The organism is Desulfuromonas versatilis (assembly GCF_019704135.1).
GTDB lineage: Bacteria > Desulfobacterota > Desulfuromonadia > Desulfuromonadales > NIT-T3 > Desulfuromonas_A > Desulfuromonas_A versatilis.
The window spans coordinates 3,752,849-3,768,954 of record NZ_AP024355.1 but is presented as its reverse complement, the minus strand read 5'-3'; the positions used below and the strand labels follow the sequence as shown (position 1 = coordinate 3,768,954).

Annotated in this window: 15 protein-coding genes; 10 read left to right on the top strand and 5 right to left on the bottom strand. The window is 54.1% G+C overall.

Annotation, left to right across the window (positions count from 1 at the left end; genetic code table 11):
* Positions 1 to 54: 54 nt before the first annotated feature.
* The 5 genes from DESUT3_RS16980 to DESUT3_RS16960 form a co-directional block, all read right to left on the bottom strand.
* On the bottom strand, positions 55 to 1,482 hold the full coding sequence (locus DESUT3_RS16980; RefSeq protein ID WP_221249654.1) for an efflux transporter outer membrane subunit: 1,428 nt from the start codon (positions 1,480 to 1,482) through the stop codon (positions 55 to 57).
* Between the two features lie 2 nt (positions 1,483 to 1,484).
* A complete protein-coding gene (locus DESUT3_RS16975) occupies positions 1,485 to 4,625 on the bottom strand; it encodes an efflux RND transporter permease subunit (RefSeq protein WP_221249653.1) in 3,141 nt (1,046 codons plus the stop codon).
* A 5-nt stretch (positions 4,626 to 4,630) separates the two neighbouring features.
* Entirely contained in the window at positions 4,631 to 5,833 is a 1,203-nt protein-coding gene (locus DESUT3_RS16970) for an efflux RND transporter periplasmic adaptor subunit (protein WP_221249652.1), read from the bottom strand.
* Positions 5,834 to 6,152: 319 nt separating this feature from the next.
* Positions 6,153 to 7,436, bottom strand: a complete 1,284-nt coding sequence (locus tag DESUT3_RS16965; RefSeq protein ID WP_221249651.1) for a sensor histidine kinase — start codon at positions 7,434 to 7,436, stop codon at positions 6,153 to 6,155.
* Positions 7,433 to 8,107 carry a response regulator transcription factor gene (locus tag DESUT3_RS16960; protein WP_221252588.1) on the bottom strand — a complete coding sequence of 225 codons (675 nt, stop codon included), beginning with the start codon at positions 8,105 to 8,107 and terminating at the stop codon, positions 7,433 to 7,435. Before DESUT3_RS16960 ends, DESUT3_RS16965 begins: the two co-directional genes overlap by 4 nt.
* Positions 8,108 to 8,707: 600 nt before the next feature.
* Between DESUT3_RS16960 and DESUT3_RS16955 the strand changes: the two genes are divergently transcribed.
* The 10 genes from DESUT3_RS16955 (at position 8,708) to DESUT3_RS16910 (ending at position 15,905) form a co-directional block, all read left to right on the top strand.
* Positions 8,708 to 9,289, top strand: coding sequence for a TetR/AcrR family transcriptional regulator (locus tag DESUT3_RS16955; protein WP_221249650.1), 582 nt, complete (start codon positions 8,708 to 8,710; stop codon positions 9,287 to 9,289).
* Between the two features lie 89 nt (positions 9,290 to 9,378).
* The gene (locus DESUT3_RS16950) at positions 9,379 to 9,927 is read left to right on the top strand and encodes a carboxymuconolactone decarboxylase family protein (protein ID WP_221249649.1); all 549 of its coding nucleotides are present in this window, start codon (positions 9,379 to 9,381) and stop codon (positions 9,925 to 9,927) included.
* Positions 9,928 to 10,162: 235 nt separating this feature from the next.
* Positions 10,163 to 10,822, top strand: a complete 660-nt coding sequence (locus tag DESUT3_RS16945) for a flavodoxin family protein (RefSeq protein WP_221249648.1) — start codon at positions 10,163 to 10,165, stop codon at positions 10,820 to 10,822.
* 72 nt (positions 10,823 to 10,894) lie between these two features.
* Positions 10,895 to 11,566, top strand: a complete 672-nt coding sequence (locus tag DESUT3_RS16940; protein ID WP_221249647.1) for a haloacid dehalogenase type II — start codon at positions 10,895 to 10,897, stop codon at positions 11,564 to 11,566.
* Positions 11,567 to 11,707: 141 nt separating this feature from the next.
* On the top strand, positions 11,708 to 12,109 hold the full coding sequence (locus DESUT3_RS16935; protein WP_221249646.1) for an OsmC family protein: 402 nt from the start codon (positions 11,708 to 11,710) through the stop codon (positions 12,107 to 12,109).
* Between the two features lie 180 nt (positions 12,110 to 12,289).
* A complete protein-coding gene (locus DESUT3_RS16930) occupies positions 12,290 to 13,009 on the top strand; it encodes a DsbA family oxidoreductase (protein ID WP_225911716.1) in 720 nt (239 codons plus the stop codon).
* 6 nt (positions 13,010 to 13,015) lie between these two features.
* The gene (locus tag DESUT3_RS16925) at positions 13,016 to 13,393 is read left to right on the top strand and encodes a hypothetical protein (protein WP_221249644.1); all 378 of its coding nucleotides are present in this window, start codon (positions 13,016 to 13,018) and stop codon (positions 13,391 to 13,393) included.
* Between the two features lie 4 nt (positions 13,394 to 13,397).
* Positions 13,398 to 13,775 (top strand): hypothetical protein, encoded by a 378-nt coding sequence (locus tag DESUT3_RS16920; protein ID WP_221249643.1) that lies wholly within the window; start codon positions 13,398 to 13,400, stop codon positions 13,773 to 13,775.
* A gap of 150 nt (positions 13,776 to 13,925) precedes the next feature.
* Positions 13,926 to 14,612, top strand: a complete 687-nt coding sequence (gene lipB, locus DESUT3_RS16915) for a lipoyl(octanoyl) transferase LipB (RefSeq protein ID WP_221249642.1) — start codon at positions 13,926 to 13,928, stop codon at positions 14,610 to 14,612.
* 84 nt (positions 14,613 to 14,696) lie between these two features.
* Positions 14,697 to 15,905, top strand: coding sequence for an L-serine ammonia-lyase, iron-sulfur-dependent, subunit alpha (locus DESUT3_RS16910; RefSeq protein ID WP_225911546.1), 1,209 nt, complete (start codon positions 14,697 to 14,699; stop codon positions 15,903 to 15,905).
* Positions 15,906 to 16,106 lie beyond the last annotated feature (201 nt).

Here is a 16,106-nt window from a genome sequence, read left to right as displayed (position 1 = left end):
GTTCTCCTTATTTAAACGCCTCTTCTTTCGTTTATCTCGGCGCTATCCCTTCTGCTATTCCGTATATTCTTTCACCCCACCACCGAGAACTTTGTAGAGATCCACCTGGTTCTCCAGTTGGGCAAGCGTCAGGCTGAGATACGCCTGCTTTGAGCTATAAAGCGATCGCTGGGCATCCAGTAAGGTGAGGAAGCTGTCGACACCTTCCTGATAACGGTTTCGTGCAAGGTTGAAATATTGCTCATTTGCGGCCAGGTTCGCTTTTTGGGCAACAACCTGTTCTTCATAGGTTTTTATCCCGACCAGTGAATCGGCAACCTCCTGGAATGCCCTCTGAATGGCATTTTCATAGCGGGAAACATAGATTTCTTTTTGCACCTCCGCCACATCAAGTTCCGCTCTGAGTTTGCCGGAATTAAATATCGGAACACTCAGAGAAGGGGTAAATGCCCAGGCACCGGAACCACCGTCAAAAAGATTCGAAAGATCGGTGCTGATAACACCGGCCGATGCGGTCAGGCTGATAGTTGGGAAAAATGCGGCTCTGGCTGCGCCTATATTGGCGTTTGCCCCCTTGAGTTCATGCTCGGCAGCCATTATATCCGGTCGCTGCAATAAGACCTCTGAGGAAAGATCCTCTGGGATTATCGAAAGAGGGGCAACGCTACTCAGAAGACCTTTTGCCTCCTGCAAACGATCCGGCAGGGATGTTCCGACCAGAAAGGTCAGGTAATGCAGATCCTCAGCAACCAACCTGCGATACATTGCCAGGTTGGCCTTCACCGTTTCCAGACTGGTGCGCGCCTGGGCCAGATCGAGTTCGTTGGCAATCCCGGCATCGACCCGTTGCACAATCAGCTCATAGGAGCCTTCCTCAACCTTTCGGGTATCTTCGGAAATCTGCAACAGCTCACGGTCTGCAAGCCAGGTGAAATAGGCCGTGGAAACTTCAGCAATGAGGCTGATCTGCGCACTCTTTTGCGTTTCTTCCATGGCTAGGTATTGCTCTAAAGCCTGGTCCTTGAGGCTTCGGATGCGACCGTAAAAGTCCAATTCATACGCTGTGGCCCCAATTTCAAGCGAGTAGGCTTCACTCGTGCTGAGACTTGTCCCGGTGAGGCTACGTTGCTTGGTCCCATAACCTGAACCGTCCACGCTCGGCAACAGCGCGGAACGCTGAATACGATACTGGGCCTGATACGACGCGACGTTAAGCGCTGTTTCACGAAGGTCACGGTTATTCAATAATGCCGTCTCAATGAGTTGCTGCAGCGCAGGATCGATAAAAACATCGCGCCAGCCAAGAGTGGCAACACTTTTTGTCGGCACACCTTCTTCAGCGGAAGGCGCAGCGGATATATTTCTCTCTGCGAAGGTGTCGGCTACCGGCATTTCCGGTCGTTGGTATTGCGGCGCCATGGCGCAGCCGCTCAAAGCGAAAAGTGCAATCGCGGCTGCGAGTTTTTTATATCGGTTATTCATTCTCAGCACTCCTTGGCCAAAACAACCGCCGTCTGGGTTGCCCGGCGTTTCTTGAAAAGTCGCATGACCACGACAAAAAAGAGGGGGATAAAAAAGATGGCCAGAACGGTTGCCGACAGCATGCCGCCGAATACGGCAGTACCGATAGCCTGCCTGCTGTTGGCACCGGCACCGGTGCTGAGCACAAGTGGCAAGACACCGAGCATAAAAGCGAGCGACGTCATCAGTATTGGCCGCAGTCGCATATGGCAGGCTTCGACTGTTGCCGAGACAAGATCAACACCCTTGTCATATTGCGATTTGGCGAATTCGACGATCAAGATGGCATTTTTGGCGGATAATCCCATCGTTGTCAGCAGCCCGACCTGGAAATACACATCATTTTCCATACCACGCAGAGATGTCGCCGCCAGAGCACCGAGGATCCCCAGCGGAACAGCCAACATAACGGAAAACGGCACCGACCAGCTCTCATACAATGCCGCAAGACAGAGGAAAACGATCAGAAAAGAAACCGCATACAGGGCCGGGGCCTGAGAACCTGCTTTTTGCTCCTGATAGGAAAAGCCGGTCCACTCATAGCCGATACCACTTGGCAATTGAGACACCAGTTGACCAATTGTGGCCATGGCCTCACCGCTGGAATTTCCCGCCGAGGCTTCCCCCACAATTTCGACAGCAGAGTTGCCGTTATACCTCTCAAGAAGCGGAGAACTCAGCTCCCAATGACCGGTGGTAAAGGCTGAAAAAGGCACCATATCACCGTCAGTGTTGCGGACATACCACTGCTCAAGATCTTCAGGCTGCATGCGATATTCGGCCTCGGACTGAAGGTAGACTTTTTTGATCCGGCCATTGTTTATAAAATCATTCACATAGCTGGACCCCCAGGCGGTGGACAGGGTCGTGTTGATATCGTTTACCGAAACGCCCAGAGCCATAGCTTTCTCAAAATCGATATCGACAGTATACTGCGGCGAGTCTTCCATGCCGTTGGAACGAACACTGGTAAGACCCTGATTCTGAGCGGCCTCCACCAGCAACTGGTTTCTTGCCTCAATCAATTTCTCATGTCCCAGGCCACCTTGGTCCTGCAGGTAAAAGTCAAAGCCGGTTGATGTACCGAGGCCTTGAATAGACGGCAGGTTGAAGGCAAAGATCTGTGCTTCCTTGATCTGCGAGAATGCCCCCATAGACCTGCCGATGATGGCATTAACATCCTGACCGGGGTCTTTTCGCTCGTCCCAATCCTTCAACTTGATAAACGCCATGCCCATATTCTGCCCACTACCGGAAAAGCTGAATCCTGCCACGGTAAACACCGATTCAACGTTTTCCTCCTCATGGGAGGCATAGTACTCCCGGACCTTATCAAGCACGGCCACCGTCCGCTGCTGAGTTGCTCCTGTCGGCAGCTGAACCATGGTAAGAAAAAGCCCCTGGTCCTCATCGGGAATAAATGACGTCGGCAGGGTGGTGAACAAAAAGCCCATCCCGGCAACCAGCAGAACATAGAGAAGACTGAACCTGCCAGCGCGCTTGACGACGTAGCCGACGCTGCCGCTGTACCGCTCGCTGCCCCTCGAAAACATGCGGTTGAACCAACCAAAAAATCCGCCCTTCTTACTATGATCACCCGCTGATGGCGGTTTCAAAAGTGTCGCACAAAGGGCCGGTGTAAGGATCAGGGCAACCAGAACAGAAAGGACCATGGCCGAAACAATGGTCACGGAAAACTGGCGGTAGATTTCACCGGTTGAACTCCCCATAAAAGCCATGGGGACAAAAACGGCAGAAAGGACCAGGGCAATACCGACTAGGGCGCTGGTAATCTGCTTCATGGATTTTTTGGTTGCCTCCAGAGGCGACAACCCTTCTGCCACCATGATTCGCTCCACGTTTTCAACCACAACAATGGCATCATCGACAAGAAGGCCAATCGCCAGGACCAGCCCGAACATGGTCAGGGTGTTGATTGAAAAACCAAATGCCGACATGACCCCGAATGTGCCGAGGAGAACAACCGGCACCGCAATCGTCGGAATGAGGGTCGCCCTGAAATTTTGCAGAAACAGGAACATAACCAGAAAAACCAGGACAATGGCTTCAACCAGTGTATGCGCGACCTCTTCGATGGAAATTTGGATAAATGTCGTCGTGTCGTATGGATAGACAACCTGGACACCGCTTGGCAAGAAGGGTTCTAACTCGGCAATTTTAGCGCGCACCGCCTGGGCGGTATCCAGAGCATTGGCTCCCGTTGCCAACGATACAGCCAGGCCGCCTGACGGTTGCCCGTTGTATGCCGCAACCCCATCGTAGCTCTCTGCGCCGAGCTCAACCCGGGCAACATCACCCAGGCGAATCTGGGACCCGTCGGTACCGACCTTGAGCAGGATGTTGGCGAACTCCTCAGGTGAGCTCAGCATCGTCTGAGCCATCATACTGGCGCTGGTCTGTTGGCCCGCAACAGCCGGAAGCCCGCCCAGGTTACCAACAGTGACCTGGCTATTTTGCGTGCTGATCGCGGCACTGACGTCAGCGGGAGTCAACTGGAAGCTATTCAGCTTGTTCGGGTCAAGCCAGATACGCATAGCGTATTGGCTTCCGAAAACCTGAATACTGCCGACGCCCTCAGCGCGACTCAACGGATCCTTAAGTGAGGAGACCATATAATCTGAGAGGTCAGTTTCAGCCATGCTGCCGTCGGTGGAGACCAGAGAGACGACCATCAAGGTGGTCGAATTGGATTTAGCAACCTGTATGCCCTGGTTCTGCACGGCTTGAGGGATCTGGCTCGTCGCCTGTTCCAGTTTATTCTGCACCTGGACCTGGGCGATATCTGGATCGGTTCCAGACTCAAATGTCAGGGTCACTGTTGCGCTACCGGAAGAAGAGCTTTTGGACGTCATATACATCAGATGATCGAGCCCGCTCATGTTTTGCTCGATAACCTGAGTGACACTTTCTTCGATCGTTTTGGCTGACGCACCAGGATATGAAGCAGTAATCTGAACCGCCGGTGGTGCTATTGAGGGATATTGGGAAATCGGCAACTGCGTAATCGATAAGGCACCCGCCAGCATAATGACGATAGCGATAACCCAGGCGAAAATGGGGCGCTCTATAAAAAATCCAGCCATGATCTTTACTCCGCTTTTGCTAGAGAGGCAGCCTGATTAACATTCAGAGCAGACTTACCGGTTAGCGATCCATTCAGCTCAAACGCTTTGACCGTAATCCCAGGCTTAACCTTCTGTAAGCCTGCGGTGATAACCTGTTCACCATTGGCAAGACCTTCATTCACAAGTACCTGATCCCCCATGTTGCGCCCACTCTGGATAATCCGACTTTCAACTTGAGATTGATTGTTCACCAGCATCACATAGGCTTCGCCTTTATTGTTATGGCTGATGCTTGCGGCAGGGATGAGAATCGCGTCCTGCCTCACTCCGCTGGAGATACGAGCGCGCACAAACATCCCGGGAAGCAAATCCTCATTCGGGTTCGCAACAACGATACGCAAAGTGACAGATCCGGTTGATTGATCGACGCTTACATCAGAGAATTCTAGCGTTCCAGGCTGCTCGTATTCCGATCCATCCTCCAGCAAAATGGTCACCTGGGATTTGGCGTTTTCGTCGCTATCCAGTGTCCCGGCCGACAGATCTCTCTTTATGCGGGCCAATTCTGTACTTGATTGCGTCACATCAACATAGAGGTGATCCAACTGCTGGATCGTTGCCAGAGCTGTGCTCTGCTGGGCCGTGACCAACGCCCCTTCACTGATCATCGATTTCCCGATGTGCCCACTTATCGGAGCGGTCACCCGGGTGTAATCGAGATCAATAGCGGCACTGTTCATGGCCGCCTCGGCAGCAGCGACATCTGCGACGGCCTGCTTCCAGCTGGCCTCGATCTCTACCTGATCCAATTCGCTGACCGCTTTGGTTCGAACGAGAGTGGCGTACCTTTCGGCCTTTAGCCGGGCGGAATGCTCAACGGCCTTGGCCTTGGCAAGAGCCGCTTTGGCACTGTCGAAGGTTGCCTGATAGACAGCGGGATCGATCTGATACAAAAGTTCTCCAGCCTTGACCACGCTCCCTTCAGTAAAGAAGCGTTTCTGAATGATTCCGGACACCTGAGGTCGAACTTCAGCGACCCGGAAGGCGGTTGTCCGACCGGGCAACTCCATCTTCACTTCAGTCGGTTGGGCTTTAAGAGTGACAACGTCAACTTCCACAGGGCCACGTTCAACCGCAACATCCTGGGGCTGTTCCGTACAGGCTCCGAGGAACAGCATTACCGCCAGCGAGATGACCATAGCCATATTATTTGTTTTTAGCTTCATACCGTTACCACCTCTTTTTCTTTGTGTCGCGGTTCATAAAATAGTGCCGATATTCATCCCGTAGTTTGCTGCGAAGTGCATAACGAGAATTGAGGACCAAAACCATTTTTGCCAATCACTGACAAAGCGTAACTCTGAAGGCGTGAACGGGCCGTGAAAAGAATGTGAAAAAGATGTGAAATTTAAAATTTTGTAGGGGAAAGACAGGGGAAAAGGGTTCTCGCGGTTGTCGGGGGGAGTGACTCCGAGATGTTTCTCTCCGGAGGCTTAAAAAGTTGCGAGGAATACAGAACAATGAGGCAAACTACAAGGATTGTTTTCAGCCATCCTGCCACATGATCCGCACCCGGGTGCCTTGGTCCGGTTCACTTTCGATGATCAGTTGCCAGCCAAAACGCTTACACAGGCGGGAGACAATGCTGAGCCCCAAGCCGAAGCCCTGACTCTTCTCCCCTTTGACATGGGCTTGGGTGACCGCATCAAGCTTCTCCGCTTCGATGCCCACACCAGTATCGGCAATTCCGATAGAGGTGTCGTCGATGGTCACGATCACCGAACCCTGGGAGGTAAAATGAAAGGCATTACGGATCAGGTTGGTGACGGCGATATAAAGAATTTCTTCCTTGACCCTGACCGACTTGTCCTTGCGGACATCGATCTGCACCTGGACCACCTTGTTTTCTAACAGGTACTGGTTATCGCTAATCGCTTTTTTGACCACCGGCTCCACCCGGCAGAGTTCCGCCGTTTCACTCTCTTCCCGGGCCAGCCAAAGAAAGGTATTAATGGTCGTCTCCATGTCCTGTACTGATCTTGAAATCCGTTTCAAAGGTTTTTTCAATAAAGGATTTGTTTCCAACTCCGGCTGCGTCTCCATGATTTCTACCGCCCCTTTGACAATGGTCAGTGGGGTCCTGAGTTCGTGGCTGGCATCTCGGGTGAACTGCTTTTCCCGCTGTATAAAGGCGTTGATGCGGTTCATGGTGGTCTCGATGGTCCGCGTCAGAATGCCGATTTCATTGTCGGCATGTTTTTGAGTAAACCGGGCCGGGATATTTTCAGGGTTCAGGCCCTTGATTTGCTCCATGAGGGTCACCACCGGTGCAAACAGCATACGCGAGGTGGTATAACTGAGAAGGATGCCCGGAATGAGCAACAGGGCCAGAGAAATCATCAGGACCTGGCCGGGGTATAGCCAGGCATTTTCCTCGAGGAACTCCCTGCCTTGGAAAAACATAAAATAAGGAACATCATTGCCCGACAGTTCCATGACCCCCACATAGACCGGATGCCTCTTATTGGGATCAGCAATGGTGTGAACACCAGATGGCAGCCCAGTTACCAGAGCTCTGAATTCCTCCGGCACCGCTTCAACCCCTTTATACACATCAATGTATTTGGAGTGAGGCAAAGGGGTTGCGTGGTCTTTTTCATATTTATATAGAAAGGAATCCATCTCCGTTTCAATGAGATTGGTAATCATTTTTGATGTGTTATTGCGCACAACAATAAAGGTGATACCGGCATGAAAGAAAATGAGCAGTGTGCCGAACAAAAGAATCCCGGCCACGATCCTGATGCGGATGCTCTGGTAAAATTTCATGATGATGTTTCCTTGAGCCTGAAACCGATGCCGTGGACGGTTTCGATCAGGGCATGGCCAAAGGGTTTATCGATCTGTTTCCGCAGGGTGTACATGTGGCTGCGCAGCACATCGCTGCCCGGCGGCATGTCCCCCCAAAGGTTGTATTCCAGCTCTTTGCGGGAAACCACATTGGGGGACGATTCCATGAGCAGCTTTAAAATGGCGACACAGGTGTTGTTCAGATCGATTTTCTTCCCCTGACGGTAGACCTCAAAGGTCCCGAGATCCATGCGCAGGTCGGCGATGGACAGCACTTTGTTTTCGACCGCCCGTCTTTTTGCCAGCGCCTTGATGCGGACCTCCAACTCTTTCAAGGCAAAGGGTTTGACCAGGTAATCGTCGGCACCGGATTCAAAACCGAGAAGCTTGTCATCCAGAGTGTCCCTGGCCGTGAGCATGATCACCGGCACCTGCTTGTCCGCCTCCTGACGCAGTTTTTGGCAGAGGGTGATACCGTCCATACCCGGCAGCATAAGATCCAGCACAATGACGTCATAGTCCTGGGTCAGGGCCAGGTGAAGCCCGCCGATGCCATCCATGGCAAAATCCAGAATATAGCCTTTTGATTCCAGAAAATCGGTCAAGTTTTCTACAATGTCCGGATTGTCCTCGATGATGAGTAGTCTGATATTTGGCGCCATGTTTTTCCTCCGGGGCGTGGTTGATATGCCTTCTTGTATAATAGTCAAACGCTTCCAAGGCAAGGATAAGAAGGCCCCTGCCGATAGCTCTGGATCCAATGCTGTGAATGGAAAGCCCTCGCTATGCGCATATTATACTCCTCGGGTCAAACGTCTTTTTTTGACATGGCTTAAAATTAAGTCAGAGGACGTGAACCGGCCGTGAAGATAATGTGAAAAAAATGTGAAATCTCAAAAGTATGGAAATCTGAAAACCACCTTCCGAACCAAAAAACCAGCACCTCGCCATTCTCGCAAGTTGCGTCAAAACAGTTCTCAATAAATCTAAGAACATAATCGACTCCACAGTGGGGTCGGTCGTAATTGATGCATCCTGCTTCAGCAGTTCGGCCTTGACCAGATCGAACCTGTCGGCCAATTCTCGATGTCGCCAGGGGGGGGGGCATTTTTACATGTCGCCTGAAACTCTGGAGAAGCGATCTCTCCGGTCCTGAACAGCCTCCCGGGGCGGTTCCGCCCGCCATCTTTGAAATTTCCCCTTGACCATTTCAGAACGATCGGTCTAGTATGGCTACAAAAGGAACTGCAATGGCCAGAAACAAGGAATACAAAAGGGAAGAAGTTGTCGACGCTGCGACCCGGGTCTTCTGGGTCAAAGGCTTCAAGGGTACCGCGGTGAGCGATCTGGTCGCCGCGACCGGCCTCAACAAGCACAGCATGTACCAGGAGTTCGGCAGCAAGGAAGGCCTGTTCCGGGAATGCATCGACAACTACGTCCTGAGGCTGAACAGTGAGGGTCGCCGCCTCCTCGGCCGGCAACCCCTGTGCATTGAGAATATAGAGGCCTTTTTTCGCAGGATGAGCGATCACGCCGCTTCCAGTGATTGCCCCGGGTGCCTGCTGGTCAACAGCGCCATCGAGAAGGAGCTTCTCGAAGAAGAGGCCTTCCTTCAGGTTAAAAACAGTCTGTCCCGTGTCGAAGAGCTCTTCTGCCAGAATTTGGTCGCAGCCCAAGCAAATGGAGAGATCACCCAGGAAAAGGACTGCCGTACACTCGCCGCGTTTCTGTTCACCTTCGCCAACGGCCTGATGGTGCAGGGCAAAACGGGACGTGATAAAGAAACCCTCGAATCGATGGTTGCGGTTGCCCTCTCGATTCTGAAGAAATAACCAACAAATCACGGCAAAGGCCCCAGGGTAATAGACTGGCCCTTTTTTCACCCCAAATCAGAACGTGCGTTCTGAAAAAGGAGAGATCAATGAGCACTTTCAAGATTCATACTATCGATTCCGCCCCTGAGCAAAGCAAGCCCCTCCTGAAGAATTCCCTGAAAAACTTCGGCAGGATTCCCGGCCTGCATGGCGTTTTAGCCGAAGCTCCCGGTCTGCTCGAAGGCTATCATATGCTTCACAAGCTGTTTGTCGATTCGTCGTTCAACAACGAGGAGCTCACCGTCGTGTGGCAGACCATCAATGTGGAACATGGGTGCCACTACTGCGTGCCAGCCCATACCGGGATTGCTCACATGATGAAGGTTGACCCGGCCTTGACGGAGGCGTTGCGGAATCGAACCGCCATGCCCAGCGAAAAACTGCAGGTGCTGCATGACACAACCCTCGCTATGGTCCGTAATCGCGGGCGTTTAACGGATGGCGAAATCGAGGCCTTTTATGCTGCGGGTTACCAACAGCGTCAGTTATTGGAAATCATCTTGGGCCTGTCGCAAAAAGTGATCAGCAACTATGTGAACGCCATTGCCGAGACACCCGTCGATGCAGTATTTCGGAAATATGAGTGGAACAAATAAACGCAATGAGTCGCGATACAAAAAACCATACCCTCCCATCACCGCCTCCAACGACTTTCTGAAATCTCTGGAGGTGGAGGTTGACTTTTGAGGCGGCCGCACTGCGCGCTTCGGTGCGGATAGTCGCACAACTCAGATTCCGCATCTCGGGACCCTGAGGGCACAAGGCAGCAGGCTGGGTTGGCCGATAAGCGGACAGAGTTTCGAGTTGAAATTTACCCTTGAAGGGATAAGCATGAAGATCATTGGAGTTTCAGGTTCGCCGATCAAGAACAGCAATACCGATCGTGCGATCAAGTTGCTGATGGAGGCAACAGGCGGCGACGCCGAATTTATCAAGCTCTCGGATTACACCGTCGCACCCTGCAAGGGCTGCCTTGGCTGCGTCGCAACGAACCGATGCGTGATCAAGGATGACGGGATTGCCATTGCGGAGAAAATCAAGCAGGCCGATGTGTTGATCGTCGGTGGGTTTACCCCCTACTCAACGCTGGATGCCCGGACCAAGGCCTTTCTGGAGCGGCTGTATCCGCTGCGCCACAACCATGGGTATCTCGCAGGCAAGCTGGGCGCCGCGGTGGTTGCCTCCTGCGTGGTCAACGAACATGAGCTGCTGCCGCCAGCGTGCCAGATGGGAATAAATGCCATCCAGTTTTTTATGATGGAAGAAGGCATGGACTTCGTCGGTGCCGTCAAAATTGAAGGCAACGTGCCTTGCATCAAGTGCGGCAATAGCGCTACCTGCAAAATGGACGGCATCAAGATGCTCTACGGAGCGGATGCGACTGTTGACTCTTACGGGATTCAAAGGTTTGAAGAACAGCAGATTGCACTGGATGCCGCCAAGGACCTGGGCCGAAAAATCGCCAACAAGCTTGAGTCTCTCGTAAAGTGAAAAGGTCCATCTATACTGAAAACCAAGCGGGATGGAACAGCGTTGATTTCTTGCAATAATACGGAGATCTCCATGGCGACAACTCTGGCATTCGATGTGTACGGAACCTTGATCAACACCCACGGCGTGCTCGCCGCCCTGGAAGGGCTGGTTGGCGACAGGGCACACGCTTTTTCGCAAACCTGGCGAGACAAACAGCTCGAATACTCGTTCCGCCGCGGGCTCATGCAGAACTACGAACCCTTTGCCGTCTGCACAAGCCAGGCCCTCGATTACACCTGCGATTTCTACAAGACACCGCTGACCCGGCAGCAAAAAAGCGAGTTGCTGGACATTTACCGGGAACTTCCGGCATTTGATGACGTCAAGCAAGGCTTGACCCTGCTGAAGGAGGCGGGTTTTCGGCTTTTTGCTTTCTCCAACGGTGAGGTGGCTGCGCTCGAGCGACTGTTGCGTGCGGCAACCATCCGCGAGCTGTTTCTCGATCTCGTCAGTGTCGACAACCTCAAGTCTTTCAAGCCCAGCCCCGCGGTCTATGCCCATTTTTTAAGACAGTCGCAAGCCTCGGGCGGGTGCGCGTGGTTGATCTCCAGCAATCCGTTTGATGTCATCGGGGCGATTTCGGCGGGGATGAAGTCGGCCTGGGTGCAGCGCTCTGCTGACGCGGTTTTCGATCCCTGGGGGATCGAGCCGACCATTACGGTGAGCAGCCTGGTCGATCTGGCCGAGCGGATGAAGGCGTAGTATCCCCGGCTGTCTATACATAATCAAACAGGGGACATAGTACCAATTCCACGGAGAAAATTTGCACTCTGTCCCCCTATTCAAGCCCAGAATTCACAGCGGACGATCAGGTCCGCCTCTTCAAAACGGATAGGAGGAAAAATGTCCCAAGAAGTCAAAGTGGTGATAAACCAGGTATCTGCCAGCGCATCCAAGGGTACCGCAAGGCAGCATGCCGTCCTGTGCGACCGCCCGGAAGCCAAGGGGGGGACTGACCAGGGGGCGATGGGTGGGGAACTGTTTTTGTTGGGGCTCGGTGGGTGTTTTATGAGCAACCTTCTTGCCGCGGTCAAGACCCGAGAGGAAAAGGTGGGCGAATTGACCGTGGAGGTGGTTGCCACCCTGGCTGATTCTCCCCAGCGCTTTACCGCAATCGACTTGAGGGTTGGCGGACAGTATTCGGATAAAGACCTTCTGCATAAGCTTGTTACCATTGCGGAACGCGGCTGTATTGTCGCCAATTCGATTAGAAATTCCGTCAAACTGTCATTCTCGATCGTCTAACAACTTCGAGCAATCCATTGGAAACACATTCCCTTTTGAAAAGATTGGCGCAGAGGTCAGTTGGTGTTTTCATGGACAATTGGCGACGTATTTCAGCCGTATTTTAGACCATTAAAAACCATGACATCTATGTGGAGTAATACATTGACTGTTAAAAGAGTGACAATTGGCTTGGTCGTGATGATCTCTCTGGCTCTTTGCTGCCTCTCGGCCTTTGGTGGGGCAGAATTAAAGCCTGCAAGCATTGCCGAAACGCAGAAACAAAAGATCACTATAACGAAGGTCTACGACTTTGCCTGCCCATGGTGTTATGTGAGTAAGCGACGTTTGGATCAGGCCATGGCGCAGCGGCCGAATATCGATTTTTCAATAAACTGGATACCCTTTCAGTTGAATCCCAATATGCCGCGCGAGGGTCGTAACCGCTGGGAATACTATCGCAACAAGTTCGGCGAAGAAAGCGACAAAAAGATACTGGAGCATCACAGAAGGGTCGGCGCTGGTGAAGATATTGCGTTTTGTTCTGATCCGGAGGCGATGGCTCCGAACACTCTTGCAGCCCACACTCTGATGTATTGGGGTGGGCAGGACCCAAGTGTCGATACCCATGTTTTAGCCGAAAAACTTTATTATTCCCACCATGTAGCCTGCGAAAACATCGGTGACCATGACGTGTTGGTACGAATCGCAGGAGAGGTCGGGATGGATACGACTATCGTGGCACAGAAACTTGCCGCCGGCGATGACCAGGCCAGAGTCAAAGAGCAGATAAACAGTGTAAGTTCTCAGGGCGTAAGAAGTGTTCCTTATTTGGTGATCAATAACCAATACAGCATGAAAGGGGCACAACCCGTTAACGCACTTCTCGAAGTTTTCGATCTTGTGACGAAGAGGCCGTAACTTCGCTTGAACAAGTCCATGATCCCGGTGGAAGCGACGCTCCCCGAAGAAAAATTTGCTGCGTTTTCAGAGGAAATAAAAAGCACCATTTTGGCAGACCTGCAAAGGCCAAGTGCATCCGGCATCGTTGCAGGTGCCCCCAAGGCGGGCGGCTTTGCCTTTGTCGCTGCGGACTATCCCTTGCGTGCCGGCCCATCAGAAATCGTGGAAGAGCTAAAAGCTCTCGAAAAGGAAACAGCAAAATATGAAGAAACAGTTTGCCCATATTTTCGGTTTAATTGTGAAAATATTGTTAATTATAATGAATTTCTTGGCAGGTTTTATTCTAACAAGGTTCACCATATCCAAGTTTGCGGCATGGCCTGTATCTGTTGCTGCATTTGAAGATATGGCAAAGCCCCTTGGAATAGATCCCACATTCTTCAGGATAGGAACAGGCTTTGTCATTGGCTTCGCGATGTTAGCTTTCTTTGTTAACTGCCTGATCCTTGTTTTCAAGAAAGAAGGGCATGGAAATTTTCTTCGCCTATTCGCTTTTAACAGCCTGTATGGCTTGGGAGCGATGCTTGGTGCTCTATTCGCAGAATTCTTTCTGAGGACAGAAGTCAAGTGGATGCTCGTCTACTATGCTACAGGCATAATTATTGTTGCATTAGCTAATCTGGCGACCCATTATAAAGTGATATTGAACGCCTTGAGAGGTGATCCCCCCCCCGCCAACCGCCGCAACCTAAGCGCGGAAACCCCAAGGGGGCGCGTCTTGTGAAATCGAGGACTTCGGGGGCAGTATACCCAATTCATAAGTGGTTAAGTGTCTGTCCCCGGAGTCCGGGAATCCAAGTGTTCTGATTCCCTTTGGTAAAGGCCGCTCAGCAGCCCATGAGCTGACCCCGGCCTTGGTGGAAAAGGTGCCTCGATGGCAGATCAAACAACCGATGCAGAGCGCCACCCCCAGCAAACCAGCCTCCCGTTGATCCTCCGCCACCTCGGCCGCCAGCCCTACGAACCGGTCTGGCAGCGGATGCAGACCTTCACTGACGGCCGCGACGCTCAGACACCCGACGAGATCTGGCTTCTGGAGCACGAGCGGGTGTTCACCCAGGGACGGGCGGGAAAGGCCGAGCATGTTTTGGCTCCCGGCGACATTCCGGTGGTGAGCGTCGACCGGGGCGGGCAGGTGACCTATCACGGCCCCGGCCAGCTGGTAGGGTACCTGCTGATCGACCTCAAGCGGCGCGGGCTGACGGTGCGCTCGCTGGTGGCGGGGATCGAGGAGGCGATCATCGCCACTCTCGCCGGTTACGGGGTGCAGGCGGCGATCCGGGCGGGCGCTCCCGGCGTCTATGTGGCAGGGGCCAAAATCGCCTCCATCGGGCTGCGGGTGCAGCGCGGCTGCAGCTTCCATGGCCTTTCGCTGAACCTCGATATGGATCTGGAGCCTTTTTCGCGCATCAACCCCTGCGGCTACCAGGGGCTGCGCATGACCCAGCTGCGGGATCTGGCCGGAGCGGTGTCCCAGGACAAAGTCGCCGGACAACTCGCCGGGCACCTGGTTGCCAAGCTCGGTTTCGGGTCGAGCGACATTCGCAACGGGTGGGATTGACGGTTGCGCGCTGTGCTAAGATGACCTGAGGATTTTGTCGCGACAGTCGGAAGTGCCCTGCTCTGCCCGAAAGAGGTGCCAGTCATGGAAACGATCAGAGAGCTGTTTCGCATCGGCACCGGGCCCTCCAGCAGCCACACCATGGGGCCGCGCAAGGCGGCCGAGCTGTTTCTGGCGCAGGTTCCCGATGCGGCATGCTACCGGGTGACCCTGTTCGGCGCCCTGGCCGCCACCGGCCGCGGCCACCTGACCGACCGGGCCCTGGAGGAGGTCTTCGGCAGCCGAAGACTGACCCTGGTCTGGAAACCCGAAGAACAACTCCCCCTGCATCCCAACGCTCTGCGCTTCGAGGCGCTCGGCGCCTCGGGGGAGGTGCTGCGCAGCTGGGACGTCTACAGCGTCGGCGGCGGGGCGCTCAAAGGGGAGGGGATCGCACACACCCCGCGGACCGTGGATTGCCTGGAGACCATGGACCAGGTTCTCGAGCGTTGCGCGGAGACCGGCGAGGCGTTCTGGGAATACCTGGAGTCCTGCGAGGGGAAGCAGATCTGGGGCTTTCTGGAGGAGGCCTGGCGGGTCATGAGCGACTCCATCGAGCGGGGCCTGCAGGCCGAGGGGGTGCTCCCCGGGGGGCTGGGGCTCGCCCGCAAGGCCCATGCCTTTTACCGCAAGGCCGCGCTTTACGGTCCCGAGTTCAGGCAGAACGCGCTGCTTTGCGCCTACGCCTACGCCGTAGCCGAGGAGAACGCCTCCGGCGGTGTCATCGTGACCGCCCCGACCTGCGGCGCCTCGGGGGTGCTGCCGGCGGTGCTGCGCCATCTGGATGAGGCGCTGGGCTGCGGCCCGAAGAAAATCGTCCGCGCCCTGGCCACCGCGGGACTGGTCGGCAACCTGGTCAAGCACAACGCCTCCATCTCGGGGGCCGAGGTCGGCTGCCAGGGCGAGGTCGGCACCGCTTGCGCCATGGCGGCCGCGGCCGCCACCCAGCTCTACGGCGGCAGCATCCGGCAGATCGAATACGCCGCCGAGATGGGGATCGAGCACCACCTGGGCCTGACCTGCGACCCGGTCCAGGGGCTGGTGCAGATCCCCTGCATCGAGCGCAACGCCCACGCCGCCGCCCGCGCCATGGCCTGCTGCCAGTTCGCCCTGCTCTCCGACGGGGTGCACAAGATCAGTTTCACCGAGATCGTCCGGGTGATGAAGGAGACCGGCCAGGCCCTGCCGCCCCTCTACCGGGAGACTTCCGGCGGCGGCATCGCCCAGGCCTACCGGCAGCGGAAAAAGCCCTGAGCAAATCGGCAGGGCCAGGCCCCTTTCCGTACCGGGGGAACGCCGCTACTCCGGAAGCCTTGCCCGCCGCCCGCACCCACTCGATCCGCAGTCGGCAGCAAAGGCCGGAAACTCGTTTGACAAAAAAATGAACCAATGGCAGGAATTCTTTCCGCCAATAAAAAGCCTCGCCATGCCAGTCTGTTGGAGGAGGTTGGCATC